The sequence below is a fragment of the Bacillus sp. YC2 genome (genome assembly GCF_019891195.1).
Taxonomy (GTDB): Bacteria; Bacillota; Bacilli; order Bacillales; family Bacillaceae; genus Bacillus.
Map to the genome: position 1 here is coordinate 136592 of NZ_JAHXDO010000009.1, position 18863 is coordinate 155454.

The following is an 18863-nucleotide window of genomic DNA, read 5'->3' on the forward strand; positions in this document are numbered from 1 at the left end:
GCCGTCCCTGCCCTGTCTGTTTATCGGTGCATTTTTCTCTCTGTATATCGATATAAACCCTCCAACAATTAATATTGTTACTTACTATATATAGTTTTGAATCATTTTTCAACAATATTCACAATAATTTTTATAAAAAGCGAATTCAAATAAAAAAGGCGCATTTTGCGCCTTTTTGTTATGATTGTTCTTTTTTTCTGCTCTCTGTCATCTGCTTCCAGACAGATCCCTTCGCCTCTTCCCCGTGCTCAATCCGCTCAATCGCCATCTTCACTTGCAGGCTGACTTCGAATTCAGGATCATCTTCCGCAGCTTTTAACGCTTCAAGCGCGCTTTCATCACCGACTTCATACAGAAACATCGCCGCGCGCCAGCGTACAAGCTTGCTTGAATCGCCGAGTGATTTGATCATTGCCGGTATGGCGCTGGCGTCGCCGATATCTGAAAGGCAGTCGCCCGCCGTTCTTCTGACCGTCACCGTTTTATCTTCAAGCGCTTTGTATAGAAGCGGCAGCACATCCGGTTTCTCGATCATCCCTAAATAGACGACAGCTTGTCTTCTGATTGATGTTTTCGGATCGTGAAGCGCCTTTTCTAAAACAGGGATATCGTCTTCCTCAGGATCCATTTGCTCAAGATGCGCATAGCGCTGTTTCCAATCTTCGTCATCCAGCATGTCAAGCGTCACTTTATAGGCTTTGCGCTGGACAGCCGGTTTGGCCTCGCCTTTCTGTTGGACGGCTGCCTCTGTGAGGCGCTGAAGCCGGTCGTCACTGTAAGCTGCTTGAAGCTCTTCTGTTACATCGTGACCGATTTCCTTAAAATCTCCGAACCGGACGCCCTGTTCTTTCCAAGAGCGCTCAAAAACAACGTTTGAGGCTTCAGAACGCAGCTTTAATATGGCTTCTTGAAAGCGTTCCGGAAGGCCGAAGCGTTCTTCCCGTTCTCCGTCCGTCAGTTTCACCTGCATGGGAATGCCGCTGAACATTTGCACGAACACCTTGACTTCACCGAATGATTCCTGTTCAGAACGGCTCTCAGTCTGCTCTGTGCTCTCCATCCCGAAGGCGGATCGAACTTGCGGCAAAATGTCCTTCCAGTCAAAGCGGGCGTTTCGTTCCACCGCCAGAAAGTCAGCAACGTGATAAACGCCTTTTACACCCTCAATGTTTAAAATGTCACGCACGACGGCCGGAGCATCTTCTGCCTGGTCCGGCTTGTAATTGTTGCTTTTTCCTGCCGGAAGCTCTTCAGTCAAAATCACTTTCATCGTATTCGGACTTGGCGTCGGCTCTATTGATTTAATCTTCATAATGGTCCTCCTATGCACACAATCTGAAACTTATTCTAACATAGTCAGCACAAGCGTTCTATTGCGCCGCCTTACCTTTTCTGCACCATGGCCTCTTTTTCAAACTGTGCCGCAAACCGCAACAGAAATTCATGTCTCTCCTCCGCCAAACGCATCCCCGTTTTTGTATTCATCAAGTCTTTAAGACGGAATAATTTTTCCTCAAAATGAGCCAAAACTTCGGTTTGTGATCCGTACATCGGATAGCCCTTCGCACCGGCAAACATAAAAGCTCTGCCAATTCCGACGGCGCCGATCGCATCCAGCATGTCTGCATCCTGAACGGCTTTTCCTTCCAATGAAAGCGGGCGTTCCCGAAGCATTCCGCGGTGTCTGAAGGACATTCTCGTTATAATATCAGCGATCTCCTTAACGGTGTGGTCAGTGATTCCGAAAGCAGCCAATTGTTCTGTCACTTCACAAATGGTCAGCCTTTCGCTCTCAGACAGCTTGGCGTCAATGACGTCATGAACTAATGCTGCCGCCTCAGCAACAAATAGATTCGCATGTTCCTCTTTTCCGATATACAAAGCAAGCTCTGCAACCCGCGAAATGTGAAGCCAGTCATGTCCAGTGCGTTCATTGATAAGCTTTTTTTTGACCCAATGCCTGATATTCTCCAACTGATCTCTTTCGTGCACTGTATCACTCACCTCTTATTCGGCCAAAAGCCTTTGCACCGTATCCTCAAGCTCCTTCGGATTGACATTGGGCGAAAAACGGCCGGCAACTTTCCCGTGCCGATCCACTACGAATTTCGTAAAATTCCATTTAACCGCCTTAGTGCCGAGCATCCCCTTCGCTTCTTCAGTAAGAAATGTAAAAAGAGGATGAGCATTTGCCCCATTGACGTCAATTTTTGCAAACATCGGGAAGGTGACACCATAATTTTTTGTGCAGAATTCCTGAATCTCCTTCTCATTTCCCGGCTCTTGGTTCATGAATTGATTACAGGGAAAACCTAATATCTCAAGCCCTTCCTGCTGATATGTATCATAAAGCTCCTGAAGCTGCTTCAGCTGAGGTGTAAAGCCGCATTTGCTCGCTGTATTAACAATGATCATCACCTTGCCTTCAAAAGGCGAAAGGGTCATGTCTTTGCCCGTTATGGTCCTTACATTTATGTCGTAGATTGTCATCTTTAGCCTCCTCATACCGTTCTTCATCCATTCTACCTGTTTTACACTGGAAAACAAACGGAAACTGTCTCTTACAGCCGCCTTTTCCTTACTATATAATGGAAAACGTTTTTTCAGAGGAACCAAACCGCTCTTTATTCGTCATAATAAAGAATCATCCCGATTTTTCGGCTTTTTTTAAACCTTTCGCCCGTCCTTCTTCTTCATTTGCGGTTTATTACGCCATGATGGATTGAAAAATGGCTTAAAAATTTCTATAATGAAGAAAATTAACGGGGAATAACGGAGGTGGCATGTTGCCTATAAATATACCGAATCACCTGCCGGCTAAGCAGGTGCTTGAAAGTGAACACATATTTGTAATGGATGAAAACAGAGCGTTTCATCAGGATATTCGGCCGCAGAAGATCGTGATTTTAAATCTGATGCCGAAAAAAATCCAAACGGAAACCCAGCTCCTCAGGCTGCTCGGGAATTCGCCCTTACAAGTTCACTTTACGTTCTTAATTCCGAGCACACATACTCCAAAAAATACAGCAAGGCAGCATTTGGATGAATTTTACACTGTGTTTTCCAGCATCCGCCACAAACGGTTTGACGGAATGATTATTACCGGAGCGCCGATTGAACATCTGCCGTTTGAAGATGTTTCTTATTGGGATGAATTGAAAGAAATCATGGAATGGAGCAAAACAAACGTAACTTCGACGCTGCATATTTGCTGGGGCGCGCAGGCCGGTCTGTATTACCATTACGGCATCGAGAAGGTCGAAATGCCCAAAAAAATCTTCGGGGTATTTGAGCATACCGTTCTCAAGAAACATGAGAGATTGGTAAGAGGATTTGACGAGCTATACTATGTGCCCCATTCACGGCATACAGATATTAATACGGAGCAATTGCAATCAGCTCAGGAACTGAATGTCCTGTCCGCATCAGAGGAAGCGGGTGTCTGTTTAATCGTCTCCAAAGACGAGAAACAAATTTTCTTAACGGGGCATCCGGAATATGATACCGATACGCTTCTTCATGAATACGAAAGAGACTTGGACAGGAATCTTCCGTCCGTTGAGGCTCCTAAGCACTATTTCGCACCCGGCGGAAAAGAACCGGTAAACCGCTGGAAGGCTCATGCGACGTTATTGTTTATGAATTGGCTGAATTACTATGTTTATCAAGAAACCCCGTATGAGTGGGATTAATTTTTGTTTTAAGTGATACGGTGACAAAAATATGATAAAATACTCTTGATTCAGTATGTGCATAACAAAACTTTAAAATACTGGAACATATCAATTAAATTTAGTTTAAATATGTTGCCATGCTTATTATAAGATGATGTACTTGTGTTATGTTTATCTATAGACAATAACTCCTTACGATGCATGAAGCTTGCTTGTTGTTGATTACATTGAGGTGAATTTACTTGAATACCAATAAAAAAGTATTAATTTTGACTGCAAATTACGGAAACGGACATGTTCAAGTGGCCAAAACGCTTTATGAGCAATGTCTCCGTCTCGGCTTTCAGCATGTGACGGTTTCTAATTTGTATCAAGAGTCAAATCCGATTGTTTCAGAGGTTACTCAATACCTTTATTTAAAAAGCTTCTCAATCGGGAAACAGTTTTATCGTTTGTTTTATTACGGAGTTGACAAAATCTATAATAAACGCAAATTCAACATTTATTTTAAAATGGGAAATAAACGTTTAGGCCAGCTTGTTGAAGAGCATAAGCCGGACATTATTATTAATACATTTCCGATGATTGTCGTGCCGGAATACAGACGGAGAACCGGGAAAGTCATTCCGACGTTTAACGTTATGACCGATTTTTGCCTGCACAAAATCTGGGTTCATGAAAATGTAGATAAATATTATGTCGCCACAGATTACGTGAAGGAAAAACTGATTGAAATCGGCACCCATCCGAACAACGTAAAAATCACGGGCATTCCGATCAGGCCACAATTTGAGGAAACGATGCCGACAGAACCCATTTATAAAAAATACAGCATCTCCCCTGACAAAAAAGTCCTTCTTATCATGGCGGGAGCGCACGGCGTTTTAAAAAATGTAAAAGAGCTGTGTGAAAATCTCGTAAAGGACGATCAGGTGCAGGTTGTAGTGGTATGCGGCAAAAACGGCTCGCTGAAAGAGTCACTCAGCAGCTTAGAGGCCGCCAACACGGACCGGCTGAAGGTTCTCGGCTATGTGGAAAGAATTGACGAACTGTTTCGGATTACGGACTGCATGATTACAAAACCGGGCGGCATCACGCTGACAGAAGCAACAGCCATCGGCGTACCGGTTATTTTGTACAAACCCGTGCCGGGACAGGAAAAGGAAAATGCCATTTTCTTCGAAGAACGCGGCGCTGCCATTGTGGTTAACCGTCACGAAGAAATTTTAGAGTCTGTCACCTCCCTTCTTGCAGATGAAGAGAAGTTAAACCGAATGAAGGAAAATATAAAAGACCTTCATCTTCAGCACTCTTCCGAAGTCATTTTGCAGGACATCATAAAAGAATCAGAAATGATGACCGGGAAGGTAAACATGGCGCTTTCATAAAATTGAGCACACGGACGTTTTCGTGTGCCTTTTTTTATGCCTTGATCGAATCCTTTCTCATTTCTGGAAAAATAAAGATGAAAAATAGATATCGGCTGCTTGACGGGCGCTCCCATATGGTGTATAGTTGAACCATCATTTAACAACGTTTACATACGTACAGTTGGATGATGACAAAATTTTTTTTAGCACGAAGGTGCTACAGTACTAGGAGGAATTAAGCAATATGCAAAACGGTAAAGTAAAATGGTTCAACAATGAAAAAGGATTCGGCTTCATTGAAGTTGAAGGCGGAGACGACGTATTTGTTCACTTCACTGCTATCGAAGGAGAAGGATACAAATCATTAGAAGAAGGACAAGAAGTTTCTTTTGAAATTGTCGAAGGTAATCGTGGACCTCAAGCTTCTAATGTTGTAAAACTCTAAGCTCAATACATGTTGATTAGATGACAAATAGAGGAGAGGCGTATGCCTCTCCTATTTGATTGCTGTCTGAATCTCGATGGCTACAAGATTCTGCTTGCACCGCTGCTCGATCTCTTCGATCTGTTTCTCCATTGACGGCATTCCTTTTTTCGCCATTGTTGCTAAACTTCCCAAATCACCGTATATTTCTTTAAACGTCTGCTGAAGGATTGTTTTTAAGTCTTTATCATCCACGGCTGTTTTTCCCTTCTATACCAAGATACCCAGAATAGTAAATACGACCTAATCATTCAGGTTCAATAGTTATATCGGCTTATTTTCAACATTGTTTTCTATTTTTTGTACATATTTATAAAAAAAATCTCCAAACTAATCACGGAGGTGTTTTTTTATGGACTCTGAATTTTTTCCAAACGGACTTACTGATAAACGCCAGCTCGAATTAGCGGTGGAAACGGCACAGAAAACAACGGGCGCGGCTACACGGGGCCAAAATTCGACCTTGGTTGAATCTGCCTACCAAGCAATTCAGGATGCCAGAACGATGTCGCAATCGGGTGAATTGGAAACCCTTGACCAAGATTTTTTACAGAAGCAGCGCATGCTTCTGGACGATTGCCAGCATCAGCTTGATGAATTCAAAAAATAAAACCGCAGTTTCTGCGGTTTTATTTTTATTGGTTTGTCAGCACTTTTCCGTAGGCTTTCAATTTCTCCCCTACTGTGCATTGATTAATGCAAAATGAATGGGCGTGTGTTTTTCCGAATTCCTTGCGAAAATGCTGTTTAATAAAGCAATCCTTGCAATATTCGTCCTGCAGCTCGGTCAATTCTTTAAAAATGCTTTTTTTATCCAATATCAGTCATCTCCGTTACCTTCTAATATCATGCGGCTTTCAATCGGTTGATCCAAAAGAATTTTTTTGGCCAGATCATCTGCTTCTTGATTTTCTTTACGATTGATGGCTTCATATGTCGGGGTCAGCTTAAGGGAATCAAGCAGTGCTTCAATCTTATCCAGCCATTCGTTTTGGCTTTCGTCATAGCACGGCCAGCTGCCGTCAAGCTGATGGAAAACGACGAGGGAGTCTCCTCTTATGGTAATTGAGTTTCTGCTTGCTCCGATTTCCTTCACTTCCCTCAGCGCCTCGTAAAGAGCCGCATATTCAGCTTCATTGTTCGTATTGAGCAAAAGGCTTTTGTTTTTCCTTAATCGGTGCCGTTTGGCGCCGAGAGAATAATACACGACGATGCCCAGACCGGCCTGTCGGCTCTGTTTATCATAGCTGCCGTCAAAATACACCGTGATGTCATCCGGCTCTTGAGAAAGCTCTTCAGTGAGTTTTTCCAGTTCCTTGAGTGTCCAGCTTGCACCTTTTTCATCTTCAAAATGTATGTCTTTTATATACGGAAAGCGGTCGATTTCTCTTGCGAGCATGCGCGCTTTTGGAACAGTCAGCCAATCCTCCGATATAAATGAGATGGCCCCCGTTCCTTTTGCTTCCATTGTGATATACGGCTTAAGATTCATTCAAATCACCTTACCATTCATTAGTTGACGGGCATGTGCTATAATCAAACCATTCTATTTTTGAAAGGAAGTCAGCGGGTTTTGTTTAATGACGTTTTATGGATCATATTTGCGATCATTCATTTTATCATTGTTCTTTTGTTTTATAAAGGATTTGGCAAAACCGGCCTTTTTGTATGGATTGGATTCGCCACGGTGTGCGCCAACTTACAGGTTGTCAAAACAGTAGAGCTGTTCGGGCTGACGGCCACACTCGGCAATATCATGTACGGCACCGTTTTCTTCGCTACCGATGTGCTGAATGAAAAATACGGCCCTGCTGAAGCCCGCAAAGCCGTTTGGCTCGGTTTCTCCACCCTTTTGGCTTTGACATTCGCCATGCAGGGAGCTCTCTTGTACAAGCCAGCTTCGTCTGATATGGCGCAGCCGGCGCTTGAGACCATTTTCGGTTTTCTTCCGCGGGTCGCACTCGGGAGCCTCTTGGCCTTTATTTTCAGCCAAACGATAGATGTTTATGTATATTCGGCCATCAGGCGAATCTTTCCTTCTGACAAGCTCCTATGGCTGCGAAACAGCGGAAGCACTGCGCTCAGCCAGCTCCTGGATACGCTGATATTTACTGGAGTGGCCTTTATCGGTGTTTATTCCGCGGGCGTCTGGTTCAGTATTTTTATTTCAACTTATCTCATTAAATTTGCGGTATCATTAATTTCTGTCCCTTATGCATATGCGGCAAAACGAATGGTACCGGGCGGAGAGTGATGTTTTATGCCGGCTGAAATTTATGTAGACGGTGCAAGCGCCGGAAATCCCGGACCGTCCGGCATCGGCATCTTCATCAAAAATGAAGGAAAAACCGAATCTTTTTCGTTTCCGATCGGACACCATTCAAATCAGGAAGCTGAGTTTCTTGCATTAATTGAAGGAATGAAGCTGTGCGCCGCGCGCGGATATCAATCCGTCTCTTTCCGGACGGATTCCGATATCGTAGAGCGGGCCGCTGATCTTGAGGCGGTAAAAAACAAAGCGTACCAGCCGTTTGTCGATGAAATCATCCGATTAAAGGCTGTTTTCCCATTGTTTTTTATAAAATGGATTCCCGGCAAACAAAATCAAACAGCCGATCAGCTTGCAAAAAAAGCGATCCGGCTGAATGAATGACAGGAATGAAATCGTGTCTTGCTGTTCATCCTAAACACGAGGTGAACAGTATATGAAAAAAGAAAATAAAGGCCGGCTGACGGGCGGCGTAAGTCCTCAAGGAGACCTGGAAGGAAACGCGCATAAGGACCCAAAGTCAGCCCTTGAAAACAAAGCAAAAAAAAGCAATACAAAACGCTAGAGGATCATCAGCTGATCTCTCTGGCGTTCAGCTTTTCGAGCATTCTTTCAATTCCTTTAATCTGATGGCGCTGGAGCATCAATGATGCCTCGTCCATTTTCAGCGTAAAGAACGCTTCCTCAAGCGTACAGGCTAACGGCACTTCGCAATGTATTTCGGCAAGCTGCCTTGACAGCTCCAACTCTTTTAAGCTTTGCTGAATTTTACTTTGCTGGCCTTTCGGCAGTAAAGAAAGGCTTTCCAATAAACGGTCAACGTTTTCATATTCACGAATCAGCTTGTACGCCGTTTTTTCTCCGATACCCTTAACGCCCGGATAGTTGTCGCTTGTATCTCCCATCAGCGCCTTAATGTCAATAAGCGCTTGAGGCGGGACTCCCGTTTCTTCCATGAATACATCTTTCGTATACACTTTATAATTGCCGATGCCTTTTTGAAGCAGCGCCACTTGAACTTCATCATTTAACAGCTGAAGCAAATCTTTGTCGCCCGTTACTATCGTAATGTCGGCTTCACCCGAAAATAAGGCGGAAAGCGTGCCGATACAATCATCCGCTTCATAGCCTTTTATGCCGATATTTAAAATACCGAGTTCAGCTGCCGCTTCCTTCGCTAAATCAAATTGCGGAAGCAGCTCAGCCGGCGGCTCGCTTCGGTTGGCTTTGTAATCCTGAAACAGATCATTGCGGTACGTCTTGCTTCCCATATCCCAGCAGCAGACGACATGTGTCGGCAAAAAGGTGTCAACCGCCGTAATAAGGTGCTTTAAAAACCCGTTTACGCCGTTTGTCGGAATTCCGCTGTCATTTATCATAAAATTGCGATGGACGGCAGTCGCGAAAAATGAGCGGAATAAAAGCGCCATGCCGTCGACGAGAAGTAATTTATTGTTGTTCATATTGAAACTCCCTTTTTATTCAATGTTCCTATTTTACCATAGACGGGCCATAAAAAAACAGCATCCTCTTTTCAGAAGATGCTGCCATCCTATTTACTGCCCGTGTCTTTTATTGCTTGCCATCAGCTTTTCTGCTTCACGGCCGGCATAGGAATCAAATCTCTGTTCAAAGCCGTTTTTCTTTTTGGCATTATTATTTTGCTGTGCGTTTTTGTTTCCAAGTTTTGTCCTGCCCATTTTAGAATCCCCCCTTGCAGCGGATACTGATAGTATGCGCCGCAAGCGCCGCGTTCACACGCGGCAGGATCATCCATTACTGTTTGCTGACGAATTCTTTTACCATATCTTCCGTCACGAAACGTCTTGACGGCACAATGCCTTTTTTGGCCAGCTGGTTCATTTTCGAGGTAATTTCATTAATGGCATCCGTCGTGAACGGTTCATTTTGTCTGCATTTGAGAACGGCTTCTTCAATGGCCTGTTCACGCTGATATTCAAGCTCTACAAATGACTTGACGTGATGATGCTGTTTTGCGGAATGTGCTGAAATAGCTTTATGGACTTCTGACATGGATCATTCATCTCGCTTTTTTTCATTTAGTCTACCATGACTTGATATGCAAGCCAACCAGATTTTTATATTTTCATCATTTCATCTTCGTTTTTCCATGCCTTAGTGACTTGGAAAAGGTGTTCGATTTCGCCCGCGCTGCCGCTTTCTGTAAGCCCTTGTAAATAAGTGTCCTGCTGTTCTTGGATTTGAGACAGGCTCTTGTCCGCAATGTCTTCTTGTAATTGTTTCACATGTTCTGTATAACGTGCGACAAGGCTTTCCCTTTCGATCTTCAGCCAATTTTCAGTAACTTTTTGCAGATGCAGACGCATCTCTTCTGTAAATGCCGCTTTTCCGTTCTGTTCAAAAAATTGTTTAGGCGATTTCACTTCTTTCAAATGCGGCATAAATTCTGAAGCTTCGATATCCGCTGCTACCTCTTTCAGCTGTATGGCAAACTCGTTTTCTCCGCTGACATAAATGGAGAAATAGCCGTCTTCCAAAAGCTTCTTGCGGCAGTTTTCCATCCATTCCTCCGTGACGTGGCTTTCAATAAAACCGGTCATGCGGATGTCGAGTGTTTTCATTTCTTGAATATACTCGAACTGAAATCCCTTTAATGCTTCTTTAAGCGCCCCCGCTATGTTTTGTTTCCACTCGCCGTTTTGAAGACCCGGATGAAAGACTGTTTTCAGCATATCATTCGCATAAAATGACAGACGCTGTTTAATATGATAGAGCTGTTCTTCTGTATCTTTTATTACCTTGCGGATAATGACCTCAGAAGTACGGCGCTTTGAGATATCAGCGAGAGCTTTTTCAAAAGATGCTTGCAGGCTCTGTTTTTTCTTTTCTTTTTCTTCCGCCGATTGATGGAGTGATTCGTGAAGCTGTTCGACCGTTTCACACAATTTGTTTGCCTCAGTTTTCAGCTGTGCGGCAGAAGCTCTCATTAAATCTTCTTCTATAAAATGGGCCAGTCCCGCCTTCACATCAGAAAAGCGGTTATAAAATGCCTCCTTTTTACCGGCAAGCTCTTCTTTACTTGATACATGATACAGTTTAGGGCGGTGAATGCCTTCTTTGAGAAGCTCGGAGCGGACATAGTCTTTTACCGTCTCAAGCTCGCTTTCGGTTTTAGCAAGATCCGCCGCGTTAATGACAAAAAACATTTTATCCATGCCGAGCGATTCTTTTACAAGCCCCAGTTTTCTTAAAAAAGACCTGTCTCCCTTTGAAAAGGAATGCTGATAGTACGTCATATAAAAGAAGGCATCGGCATCTTTTATATATTGAAAAGCAAGCTCTGTATGCCGTTTGTTCATACTGCTCGCTCCCGGCGTATCAACAATGGTAATTCCTTTTTCCGTCAGGGGCGAATCATAATATACCGTTACTTCCTTTACGGCGCATGCGGTTGATTCTTCTGCTACGTAAGGCTTCAATTCTTCAACCGAGACCGTCATTGTCAATTGCTTTCTGATCGGGTCTTCATACATATCATACGCTTTTAAAATCGTATGAACCGTTTGCTTCAGGTCATGAGGGACTTTTCCTTTTTTAACGGCGTTTAGCCATTTCTCCTTGAGTGACCGGCCCTTTACATCAGCTTCCTTCAGCTCCGTAAGCTGGAGTAATTCAGCATGTAACTCTTCTTCCGTTTTAAAGATAATATCCGCTGTTTTATGTTTTTTTCCGTTTTCCGGCTTTGTGATTTTATTTATAGTGGCCGTTGTCGGCGTCGGTGAAGACGGGAGTACGTGTTCACCGACCAGCGCATTGGCAAACGATGATTTTCCTGAGCTGAACCCGCCGAATAACGCCAATGTGAACTGGCGGTTTTCAAGACGTTTAACTCTGCTTTGAAATGCTTCTGCCTGTTTTGCCAGCATGCTTGACGATTCAAGAATGCCTGCGAGCTGATAAAATCGTTGTACTTGCTCTTTTAGAGGAAGCTCTTTCAGCTCACTTTTTTCAGGATTGATGTCTTCAAGCAATACAGTCCGCTCAGGTTTTTTCTTTTGAACCGGGGCCGATGCAGCGCGTTTTTTCTGGGTGAACCAATCCCGGCTCCCATTATAGCCGGCCGGCTCCGTTTGTTCCCACAGGGCGCGGACCCGGGCTGCTTTTTCCTCGGCATGCCGTTCTTCTTCCGCAGCTTGGGCGAGCGCTTCCCGGGTTTTCCATTCTTCCGTTATCTGCTTTTGCAGTTCCTCTGCACGCGGGTTGTTTTTTGCCCGGATGTAAGCGGTCAGCTCCTCAGCGAGCTCTGCTGTCCTTATTTTGGCTTCTCTTCGGATCATGTCTGCAAGATCTTTCGTATAGGTCAATACATATTCAGCTGAAAACGCAGCCCCCTGCTTAACCGCGCGCTTCAAGATGTCTTCTGAAAGCGGTGTGTGGTAGGCCTGGATTTTCTTGATCAGGTCATCAGAATCCGCTTCATACCGTTTGGCTGCCTTGCTGAGTGTATCAATGATATGCCAATCCGCTTCTCCTTCCGTTCTTTTTCGGATGTCTGCGAAAAATTCCGTCTGCCTCTTTTCTTTTTCCGCTGCCGTTTTTGCCTTTGAAAAGAAAAATCCGGTTTTAAAGGAGGACTGCTGCGATTCTAAATACGCTGATGCCAGCTCACGCATCTCAAACGGCGTCAGATTTGCATTTTGTAATATGTTCTGCACCTCTGTCTTAATGTCACGCTCTGCGTCTTCGGCCTGCCGGGATGTTTTTTCAAGCTCCTGTTGTAAGGAACGGACGAGCTCGTCTTGTGTGTCAAACTGCTTTGAGACAGAGCCGCTCTTTGCATCTTTTGCCAGCATGTCCGCATGCTCTTTGACTAAGTGAGCGATTTTTTGCTCGGTTAAGAGCCGAAGATTTGCTTTTGCCTGCCGGTTCAGCTGCTTTAAGTGCTTTTTCAGATTTTTGATCCCGTTCAAAGGATGATCAGGCTCGGTTACTGACGTAAAGAAAAGCGACTCCTTCGGTATTCCTTCACCCTCAAGCATATCTTCAACCTGCTGCCGGTAATCTTCAAACCTCGTTTCCGTTTCATCATGCCGATCAATTTGGTTGACGACGAGAAACAGGTTTGGAATCCGATCTTTGATTGATCTGAGAAACATTATATTTTCTTCTGAATGGACGTGGTTATAATGGACGACATAAAATAAAGCGTCCGCCTGATGAAGAATGGAAGCCGCGGATAAAAAATGCGCTTCATCGGTCGAATCAATCCCCGGTGTGTCAATATAAGCGACATAAGGCTCCGCTTCTTTATAGGGAGCAAATACTTCAACCGTTTCAATTTGATCGCCGTCTTTGCAAAACCGCTGTACTTCTTCTTTATCATAGCTTCCTTTTATTTCCGCATAAGCCCCATCGGTCGTATGAAGGGCGACTCTGTTTACCCCGTTTCTGATCACAACAAGGTTGGCGCTTGTCGGAATCGGGCTTGTCGGCAAAATGTCTTCACCTAACAATGTGTTTAATAAGGAGGATTTCCCGGCAGAATAGTGCCCCGTAAATGCGATGTAGACCTCTTCATCAGCCGCTTTTTTCATAATGGCCGCGAGCTGATTGGCTCTTTTTTCATCGTCATTGTCCAGTAATTGTTCATATAAGGCTCCCGTTCTGCTGAAAATCTCCTCGTTATGGCGTTCTTCTGTCATGTGTCTTTACCCCTTTGTGTCGCATCAAATGACGTTATCGTTTTTAGAAAGCTCTGAAAAAAACCTCTCTCCCATTTTACACAAGAATGACTCACTTTTCTTCAGAAAACAGCAAAAAAGCCGCCGTTATCGGCAGCTTATAAAGAAAAACACCTGCGTCAGCAAAAAAACGCAGATGTTAAGAAGACATTGATTTATTAGAAACTTTTTTCAGCACGAACCCAATTAACACGCTGTATGTACAAACGGCTGCAAATAAAAATAACATTGTCATTTTTCGGCACCACCTTGAATGAGAATCATTTTCATATTTATATCTTACCACGGGTGAGAATGATTTTCAATCTCTATTTTGCAGTGTTTTCCTCTAGTGCCTTGTCTTCAGCGCGGATCCGCACAGTGAGGATGCAGGCATTTAAAATAGAAAAAATAAAAAGCGTCCAATATGCTCCGTATAAAAGCGGCAAAAAAATAAACTCTAAGACGACGACTGCATAGTTAGGATGCTTCATCCACTTGTACGGCCCCTTTTTGACCGGCACGGCATCAGGGACTACGAGAATTTTCGTATTCCAATAGCGGCCTAACGATAAAAGCGCCCAATATCTGATGCCCTGCACAAATAAAATGATTGCTGCAATGGCAGCCCACCAATGTGAAGGTTCTTTATGAAGCGCTGACACCTCACCTATGAGAGAGATAAAAAAGAGAACATGCATCAAAACGAGAAAGGGATAATGACCTTCTCCGTATTCAATGGCGCCTTGTTTTTTCACCTTGCGTTCATTCTGCCGGGCCACGGCCATTTCTGCAATCCGCTGTGCGGCTAACAACAAAATAAACAGCCAAAACATGGCTATGCCCCCTTTTCCCAGCTGAACAGTAAAAGCTCAGACGAAAAACCCGGCCCGAGCGCGCCGATCAGCCCTTTTTCATTTTCTTTCTGCCGTCCGTGTAAAAGCTGTTCTTTGATGACATAAAAAATGGTTGCCGAGGACATGTTGCCGTGCCTTCGTAAAATCGTTTGCGATGCAGCAAGCTGATGCGCCTCCATTGATAGGCTTGTTAAATAGGCATCAATGACTTTTTTTCCGCCGGGATGGGCGAGAAATGTTTTGATATCGTTATCCACCAGCCCTTGTTCAGTTAAAAATGCATCCACATTGTCTTTTAACCAATTTGAAACAAGGGTTGGGATGTCTCTTGAAAAAATAACGTTAAACCCTCTATCGGTAAATTCCCAGCCCATGACATCTTCCGCATCTGGCATCATAACGGATTGGGAAGCGCATATACGCGGAACAAGCGGCTGTTTGACGTCTTTCCGGCTCGCCTTTTCCCCTCCGATTAACGCAGCGGCGATCCCGTCGGCAAAAAGGGAGGTGCCGATTAAGTTGCTTTTTGACTTATCCTCCGGCTGAAACGTTAAACTGCAAAGCTCAGCCGCAATTACAAGCACATACGCTTCGGGATAGGCCCGGCAGTATTCAAACGCCCTGGAAAGCCCGCTGGCTCCTCCCGCGCATCCTAATCCCCATATCGGAATCCGTTTTGTGTTAAGAGAAAACGGCAGCTGATTCATCACCTTAGCTTCAATACTCGGTGTAGACAGCCCGGTACTGGAAATAAAAAAGATCGCATCCACTTGTTCATACGGGATGGGATTTTTCAAAAATTGCGGATTTGTTAAGCACTCAGCTGCCGCACGCACACCGTGCCTAACGGTTTCTTCCACATACAGCCGGTTTTTCTCTGAAAAGCTACGCGCTGTTTCATACCATTCAATTGGCCTGACAAACTGCCTTGATTCAATTTCGCCGTTTTGAAAGACTTTCAGAAGCCGATCAATGTCCTTAAATGACTGCGCAAACATCCCCCTTGCAAAATCTGCCGCTGTTTCTTGCGAGACATGATATTCCGGAATGCTAGTGCCGACCGATAACACATATGCCATGCCCATCACCTCTTTACATACAAGGTTTCCGCATTTTTCCTGATTGTATGCAAAGTTTTTGTGATTGTATCCTAAGCCGCAAAACATAAAAATGACCCTTTGCCCGATTAAAGCAAGGGGTATTATCTCCTTTCATCAGCCGCCTGCCGGTCTTTCGGCTATCAAAAAAAGCCTGCCAATACGGCAGGTTTTTATTCAGATGTGACACCATAAGCTGATTGTCAATTAAAAAAGGTTTACTTAATGGATTTCAAGCTCATATAAGTACAAACTGAGATCAACCCGGCCATCTGCAGTGACAGCTACTCCCTCAGCTTCAAGTGAGAGCTTTTGGACATAATACATTTCTTCGTCTTTAAATCCAATCTCACCTTTTGCATTAATGACCCTGTGCCAAGGAAGACGGTGCTTTTTACTCATTGAGTGAAGAATTCTCACAACTTGTCTTGCACCTCGCGGACTCCCGGCCAGACCGGCAATTTGTCCATAAGTCATCACTTTTCCTTCAGGTATTTGTTTTATAATGGCTAATGCCTGTTCCGTAAATGTCATGGAACCCCTCATTTCCTTCAATACCGTTAAGCTAGAAAAGCGGTCTTTTCTGCTTCATTTGTATTTTATAGTACAACAGTTTTGATGGAAAAGTCGTATGGGTAACTGCTGCAACTTGTTTCATATGCTCAATGAAATTATCGTCAAGCCCTTGTTTTTGAATAAATCCCAAACAAAGTCCGTTTCTGAAGAGCATGTCATTATACTTTGCTTGCAGATCTTTATGACTGTTATTGTTTATGGTCTTTTTCCTCCTCATAATTTAGATAAAAGTCTTCTTTTATTCGGAAATATTTCCAACAAAAATCTTTTGTGGTAAATTTAAATTAATGTACTTAAAGGAGTGTTAATTTGCGTAAAATATTCAAAATCAGTAGTTTATTGATAATATTGTTATTATTGTTTTATTCTTTCTTCAGTTCTAACTCACAATTATTTGTGTCTGTTCAGCTAATCTTTATTGCATTTTTGATTTGTTTTGGCATTAACTGTTTTGTTAAAAAAGAACGATACCAAGGTACTCTATACTTCGTAATTGCAATATGCAACACAATTATCAATCTTAATAAAATAAGCGAATTAATTCAGAGTATTCAACTTATACATATCTAAGTTTACCTTAGCTGAAGACATTTCAGGTCAGGCATGCTTTTAAAATTAGGAGGTGGGAAATTTCCTACCTTCTTTATTGTATAGGAACTAGTATTTCACATAAGTGATTATCAATCATTTGTGAAGTATATCTTTCTATAATTGGTTGTTCTCTTATTGATAGATTATTTTTTTCCATCTCAGAAAAAATAAGACCCCAAAATTCACTGACTGCCTCTTTTGTATGGTCAAGCAAGAAAACAGCGTATTTCCCTCCAGATAACTTACCAACTTGAGCTGGTTGCGGCACATTAAAATCTTTATTTATTACAACGCAAACATCATAACGACATTCCTCTTTAGGAGTAATACTTGGATTATCTTGTGGAATCCCTAAAATTGTAGAATTATGAAATACACCATTCAGCTGTGTCCACTTTTTAAAAGACTCCATCAGTTCTTTGTTTTGCTTTTCACCATACTCTCCAACGTTTCGGAAATAAGCAATTCTTGATTCAGGTAATTCTTCAATAGTTATTTTCATATTTTAATCCCCTTTCCTAGAAAAAGGTAATACGATTAAAAACGTTTTTCAAGATATTTTTTAAAATAATCTGATTATATCAGGGTTTAATTAATCTATACTCCCAAATCATAAACCAATTACTTAGTAGTAACCATGTCATAGGGGCTAGTTTCTTTAGTTTTTCCAAGAACAATCAATGGCAATGAAACTATCAAAAGAAAAAACACACTGGAAACAACCAACTTCTTCATCATTTTCCCTCCCAATTATTCGTTCATTTTTATATTATACGATAATAATTGGTAATTAAAGGATATTTAGTGGATGCTTTCAAATTTTAGATTACTGTTTTTGGCGGGGAAGATTCATTTAATTTTTTATACCAAATACGAATTTTTTGTCCTTTTTTCAAGTCATCTTTATTGTCAAGTTGACTAAGCCCTAGTAAAACTATATCCGACCTATACTTTTCAATAATCTCTTTTTCACTAAGATTTTTAACATTAGCTTTTTCATTGCGAGTGAAAATTGCTTGATTCTCACCTTTAAAAATGACATAACCAACCATGGTTTGCTCTTCTTCCACAAAATTTTTGCCATGTTGGTTTTGACACCCTGTGGTTATGCATAATAAAATTAAAACCATTCTAAACATTTTATACAAATACAAACCACCCTTCTTAAGTATTTGCAACAAGAATAAAACACTGTTTTGAGAAATTACAGATTAAAATATCTCATTTTTACGATTTAAACAACTTCACTCCAAGACCACATGTTCATTGTCTGTAGTGTAAAACCATCGGGGAGCTTTTTCATTTTAACATTTACATTGTATCTCTTCCCCGTAGTCTTATGGATCACGGCGAGGTCTTCAATTATAGAACCGCACAATTGCTTGATTCATTGCTGATCTACTACATAACCTTCTTTAAGCACTCTAATATAAAAATTAGGATCTGCTTTATAAAGCTCATATAACCTTTCCGCATAATGCCTATCTCTTAGCAGTCAAAATTAATTAGGGATATGTACAATTTTTCTGATATGTTCAGCTTGTTTTTGAAATACCGGATTGCTTCATCTTGTTCTTTTAGTAATACCATTACTTGATGTGCGGTTTTTCCTTTCTCACTTTTCAACTTGAACATTTAAACATCATTCAACCTTCCTCTTCTTTTTTCTATTTATTTTTGAAAATCTTAAAGAAAAATGATCTTTAAATTCAGTAAATAAACTCAGGTATTTATTCTCTTTTGGAAACAAAGTATTATTTACCTAAAAATGCACTACCTGGTGCAAAAGGAAACTGCAAGATAAAGAGGTTATAAGATAAAAAGAGTTGTTTTTACTTTGGTTTTATTGTTGTTAGTTACGAGTTGCACAAATAGGTACTCAGAAATTTCTTTCTCACAAAATGAATGCAAGAAAAATTGGGCACTATGTACAGTTTTCCCCCAAAAAAAAGTGAGACTTTACACACCAAAGAAACCTGTAAAGGTCGCAATGCTAGATAGTGGTATTAATAGTGCTATGTCAGTTTTCAAAAAAAGTTCAATAATCTCTTATAATGCTATAAACCATGATACTACTACCACCGATTCTTTAGGTCATGGTACAGCCATAGCAAGTGTTATTATAGCTGACAAAAATAAACAAACAATTCAAGCGTAAGTATTTTGCTAGCAGCATTACTAAATGGAATTGTATTAGCTTTTGGTTTAATCCTTCCCCTTGGTGCTCAAAATGTTTTTGTTTT

At 42.1% G+C, this 18863-nt stretch carries 25 protein-coding genes and 4 pseudogenes; 11 read left to right on the forward strand and 18 right to left on the reverse strand.

What is annotated here, in order from left to right; translation table 11 throughout:
• Window positions 1–178: 178 nt before the first annotated feature.
• From KY305_RS15165 to KY305_RS15175, 3 genes are all read right to left on the reverse strand, one after another.
• Window positions 179–1312, reverse strand: coding sequence for a conserved virulence factor C family protein (locus tag KY305_RS15165; RefSeq protein WP_223063244.1), 1134 nt, complete (start codon window positions 1310–1312; stop codon window positions 179–181).
• A 71-nt stretch (window positions 1313–1383) separates the two neighbouring features.
• Window positions 1384–1992, reverse strand: coding sequence for an HD domain-containing protein (locus KY305_RS15170; RefSeq protein WP_223063245.1), 609 nt, complete (start codon window positions 1990–1992; stop codon window positions 1384–1386).
• 15 nt (window positions 1993–2007) lie between these two features.
• Window positions 2008–2490, reverse strand: coding sequence for a glutathione peroxidase (locus KY305_RS15175; RefSeq protein ID WP_223063246.1), 483 nt, complete (start codon window positions 2488–2490; stop codon window positions 2008–2010).
• Window positions 2491–2786: 296 nt separating this feature from the next.
• Between KY305_RS15175 and metA the strand changes: the two genes are divergently transcribed.
• The 4 genes and pseudogenes from metA to cspD all read left to right on the forward strand — a co-directional run bounded on the left by metA (window position 2787) and on the right by cspD (window position 5489).
• Window positions 2787–3692, forward strand: a complete 906-nt coding sequence (metA, locus tag KY305_RS15180; RefSeq protein WP_223063269.1) for a homoserine O-acetyltransferase MetA — start codon at window positions 2787–2789, stop codon at window positions 3690–3692.
• A gap of 224 nt (window positions 3693–3916) precedes the next feature.
• Window positions 3917–5062 (forward strand): diglucosyl diacylglycerol synthase, encoded by a 1146-nt coding sequence (locus KY305_RS15185; protein ID WP_223063247.1) that lies wholly within the window; start codon window positions 3917–3919, stop codon window positions 5060–5062.
• A 99-nt stretch (window positions 5063–5161) separates the two neighbouring features.
• Window positions 5162–5273, forward strand: a pseudogene (locus tag KY305_RS15190) (hypothetical protein); the annotation flags it as partial.
• 15 nt (window positions 5274–5288) lie between these two features.
• Entirely contained in the window at window positions 5289–5489 is a 201-nt protein-coding gene (gene cspD, locus KY305_RS15195; protein ID WP_003153604.1) for a cold-shock protein CspD, read from the forward strand.
• 51 nt (window positions 5490–5540) lie between these two features.
• Here cspD and KY305_RS15200 read toward each other — a convergent pair whose 3' ends face one another.
• A complete protein-coding gene (locus tag KY305_RS15200; RefSeq protein ID WP_214814064.1) occupies window positions 5541–5723 on the reverse strand; it encodes a hypothetical protein in 183 nt (60 codons plus the stop codon).
• 157 nt (window positions 5724–5880) lie between these two features.
• Here KY305_RS15200 and KY305_RS15205 point away from each other — a divergent pair, with 157 nt between their 5' ends.
• Window positions 5881–6138 carry a DUF2564 family protein gene (locus tag KY305_RS15205; RefSeq protein ID WP_223063248.1) on the forward strand — a complete coding sequence of 86 codons (258 nt, stop codon included), beginning with the start codon at window positions 5881–5883 and terminating at the stop codon, window positions 6136–6138.
• A gap of 25 nt (window positions 6139–6163) precedes the next feature.
• Here the strand turns inward: KY305_RS15205 and KY305_RS15210 are convergent, their stop codons facing one another.
• Both KY305_RS15210 and KY305_RS15215 read right to left on the reverse strand, forming a co-directional pair.
• On the reverse strand, window positions 6164–6346 hold the full coding sequence (locus KY305_RS15210) for a zinc-finger domain-containing protein (RefSeq protein WP_223063249.1): 183 nt from the start codon (window positions 6344–6346) through the stop codon (window positions 6164–6166).
• Window positions 6347–6348: 2 nt separating this feature from the next.
• A complete protein-coding gene (locus KY305_RS15215) occupies window positions 6349–7020 on the reverse strand; it encodes a ribonuclease H family protein (protein WP_223063250.1) in 672 nt (223 codons plus the stop codon).
• A gap of 81 nt (window positions 7021–7101) precedes the next feature.
• On the opposite strand from KY305_RS15215, the gene KY305_RS15220 reads away from it, so the two are divergent.
• From KY305_RS15220 to sspL, 3 genes are read left to right on the forward strand one after another with little or no spacing between them, the layout of a single operon-like run.
• Window positions 7102–7782, forward strand: a complete 681-nt coding sequence (locus KY305_RS15220) for a queuosine precursor transporter (RefSeq protein ID WP_223063251.1) — start codon at window positions 7102–7104, stop codon at window positions 7780–7782.
• Between the two features lie 6 nt (window positions 7783–7788).
• Complete coding sequence (locus KY305_RS15225; protein WP_214814078.1) at window positions 7789–8181, forward strand: reverse transcriptase-like protein; 393 nt, start codon at window positions 7789–7791, stop codon at window positions 8179–8181.
• A 52-nt stretch (window positions 8182–8233) separates the two neighbouring features.
• Window positions 8234–8362, forward strand: coding sequence for a small, acid-soluble spore protein L (sspL, locus tag KY305_RS15230; protein ID WP_223063252.1), 129 nt, complete (start codon window positions 8234–8236; stop codon window positions 8360–8362).
• Between the two features lie 7 nt (window positions 8363–8369).
• Here sspL and KY305_RS15235 read toward each other — a convergent pair whose 3' ends face one another.
• The 9 genes and pseudogenes from KY305_RS15235 to KY305_RS20100 form a co-directional block, all read right to left on the reverse strand.
• The gene (locus KY305_RS15235) at window positions 8370–9260 is read right to left on the reverse strand and encodes a 5'-3' exonuclease (RefSeq protein WP_223063253.1); all 891 of its coding nucleotides are present in this window, start codon (window positions 9258–9260) and stop codon (window positions 8370–8372) included.
• Window positions 9261–9353: 93 nt separating this feature from the next.
• Entirely contained in the window at window positions 9354–9497 is a 144-nt protein-coding gene (locus KY305_RS15240) for a hypothetical protein (RefSeq protein WP_214814104.1), read from the reverse strand.
• Window positions 9498–9573: 76 nt separating this feature from the next.
• On the reverse strand, window positions 9574–9831 hold the full coding sequence (locus KY305_RS15245) for a YpbS family protein (RefSeq protein ID WP_223063254.1): 258 nt from the start codon (window positions 9829–9831) through the stop codon (window positions 9574–9576).
• Between the two features lie 65 nt (window positions 9832–9896).
• Entirely contained in the window at window positions 9897–13481 is a 3585-nt protein-coding gene (gene dynA / locus KY305_RS15250) for a dynamin GTPase (protein WP_223063255.1), read from the reverse strand.
• 178 nt (window positions 13482–13659) lie between these two features.
• A complete protein-coding gene (fbpC, locus tag KY305_RS15255; protein WP_025284905.1) occupies window positions 13660–13755 on the reverse strand; it encodes a Fur-regulated basic protein FbpC in 96 nt (31 codons plus the stop codon).
• Between the two features lie 73 nt (window positions 13756–13828).
• Window positions 13829–14335, reverse strand: coding sequence for an isoprenylcysteine carboxyl methyltransferase family protein (locus KY305_RS15260; protein WP_223063256.1), 507 nt, complete (start codon window positions 14333–14335; stop codon window positions 13829–13831).
• Window positions 14336–14337: 2 nt separating this feature from the next.
• A complete protein-coding gene (locus KY305_RS15265) occupies window positions 14338–15435 on the reverse strand; it encodes a type III polyketide synthase (RefSeq protein WP_223063257.1) in 1098 nt (365 codons plus the stop codon).
• 240 nt (window positions 15436–15675) lie between these two features.
• Window positions 15676–15987, reverse strand: coding sequence for an MGMT family protein (locus KY305_RS15270; RefSeq protein WP_223063258.1), 312 nt, complete (start codon window positions 15985–15987; stop codon window positions 15676–15678).
• Between the two features lie 109 nt (window positions 15988–16096).
• Window positions 16097–16183 (reverse strand): annotated as a pseudogene (locus tag KY305_RS20100) (hypothetical protein); the annotation flags it as partial.
• Between the two features lie 155 nt (window positions 16184–16338).
• On the opposite strand from KY305_RS20100, the gene KY305_RS15275 reads away from it, so the two are divergent.
• Window positions 16339–16599 (forward strand): hypothetical protein, encoded by a 261-nt coding sequence (locus KY305_RS15275; RefSeq protein ID WP_223063259.1) that lies wholly within the window; start codon window positions 16339–16341, stop codon window positions 16597–16599.
• A gap of 73 nt (window positions 16600–16672) precedes the next feature.
• Here KY305_RS15275 and KY305_RS15280 read toward each other — a convergent pair whose 3' ends face one another.
• From KY305_RS15280 to KY305_RS20265, 3 genes and pseudogenes are all read right to left on the reverse strand, one after another.
• The gene (locus tag KY305_RS15280) at window positions 16673–17122 is read right to left on the reverse strand and encodes an AraC family transcriptional regulator (RefSeq protein ID WP_223063260.1); all 450 of its coding nucleotides are present in this window, start codon (window positions 17120–17122) and stop codon (window positions 16673–16675) included.
• Between the two features lie 319 nt (window positions 17123–17441).
• Entirely contained in the window at window positions 17442–17759 is a 318-nt protein-coding gene (locus KY305_RS15285; protein ID WP_262417810.1) for a DUF3221 domain-containing protein, read from the reverse strand.
• 95 nt (window positions 17760–17854) lie between these two features.
• Window positions 17855–18210 (reverse strand): annotated as a pseudogene (locus KY305_RS20265) (hypothetical protein).
• 361 nt (window positions 18211–18571) lie between these two features.
• Between KY305_RS20265 and KY305_RS20380 the strand changes: the two are divergent.
• Window positions 18572–18778, forward strand: a complete 207-nt coding sequence (locus tag KY305_RS20380; RefSeq protein ID WP_396021539.1) for a S8 family serine peptidase — start codon at window positions 18572–18574, stop codon at window positions 18776–18778.
• A 5-nt stretch (window positions 18779–18783) separates the two neighbouring features.
• Window positions 18784–18863 (forward strand): annotated as a pseudogene (locus tag KY305_RS20105) (LysE/ArgO family amino acid transporter); the annotation flags it as partial.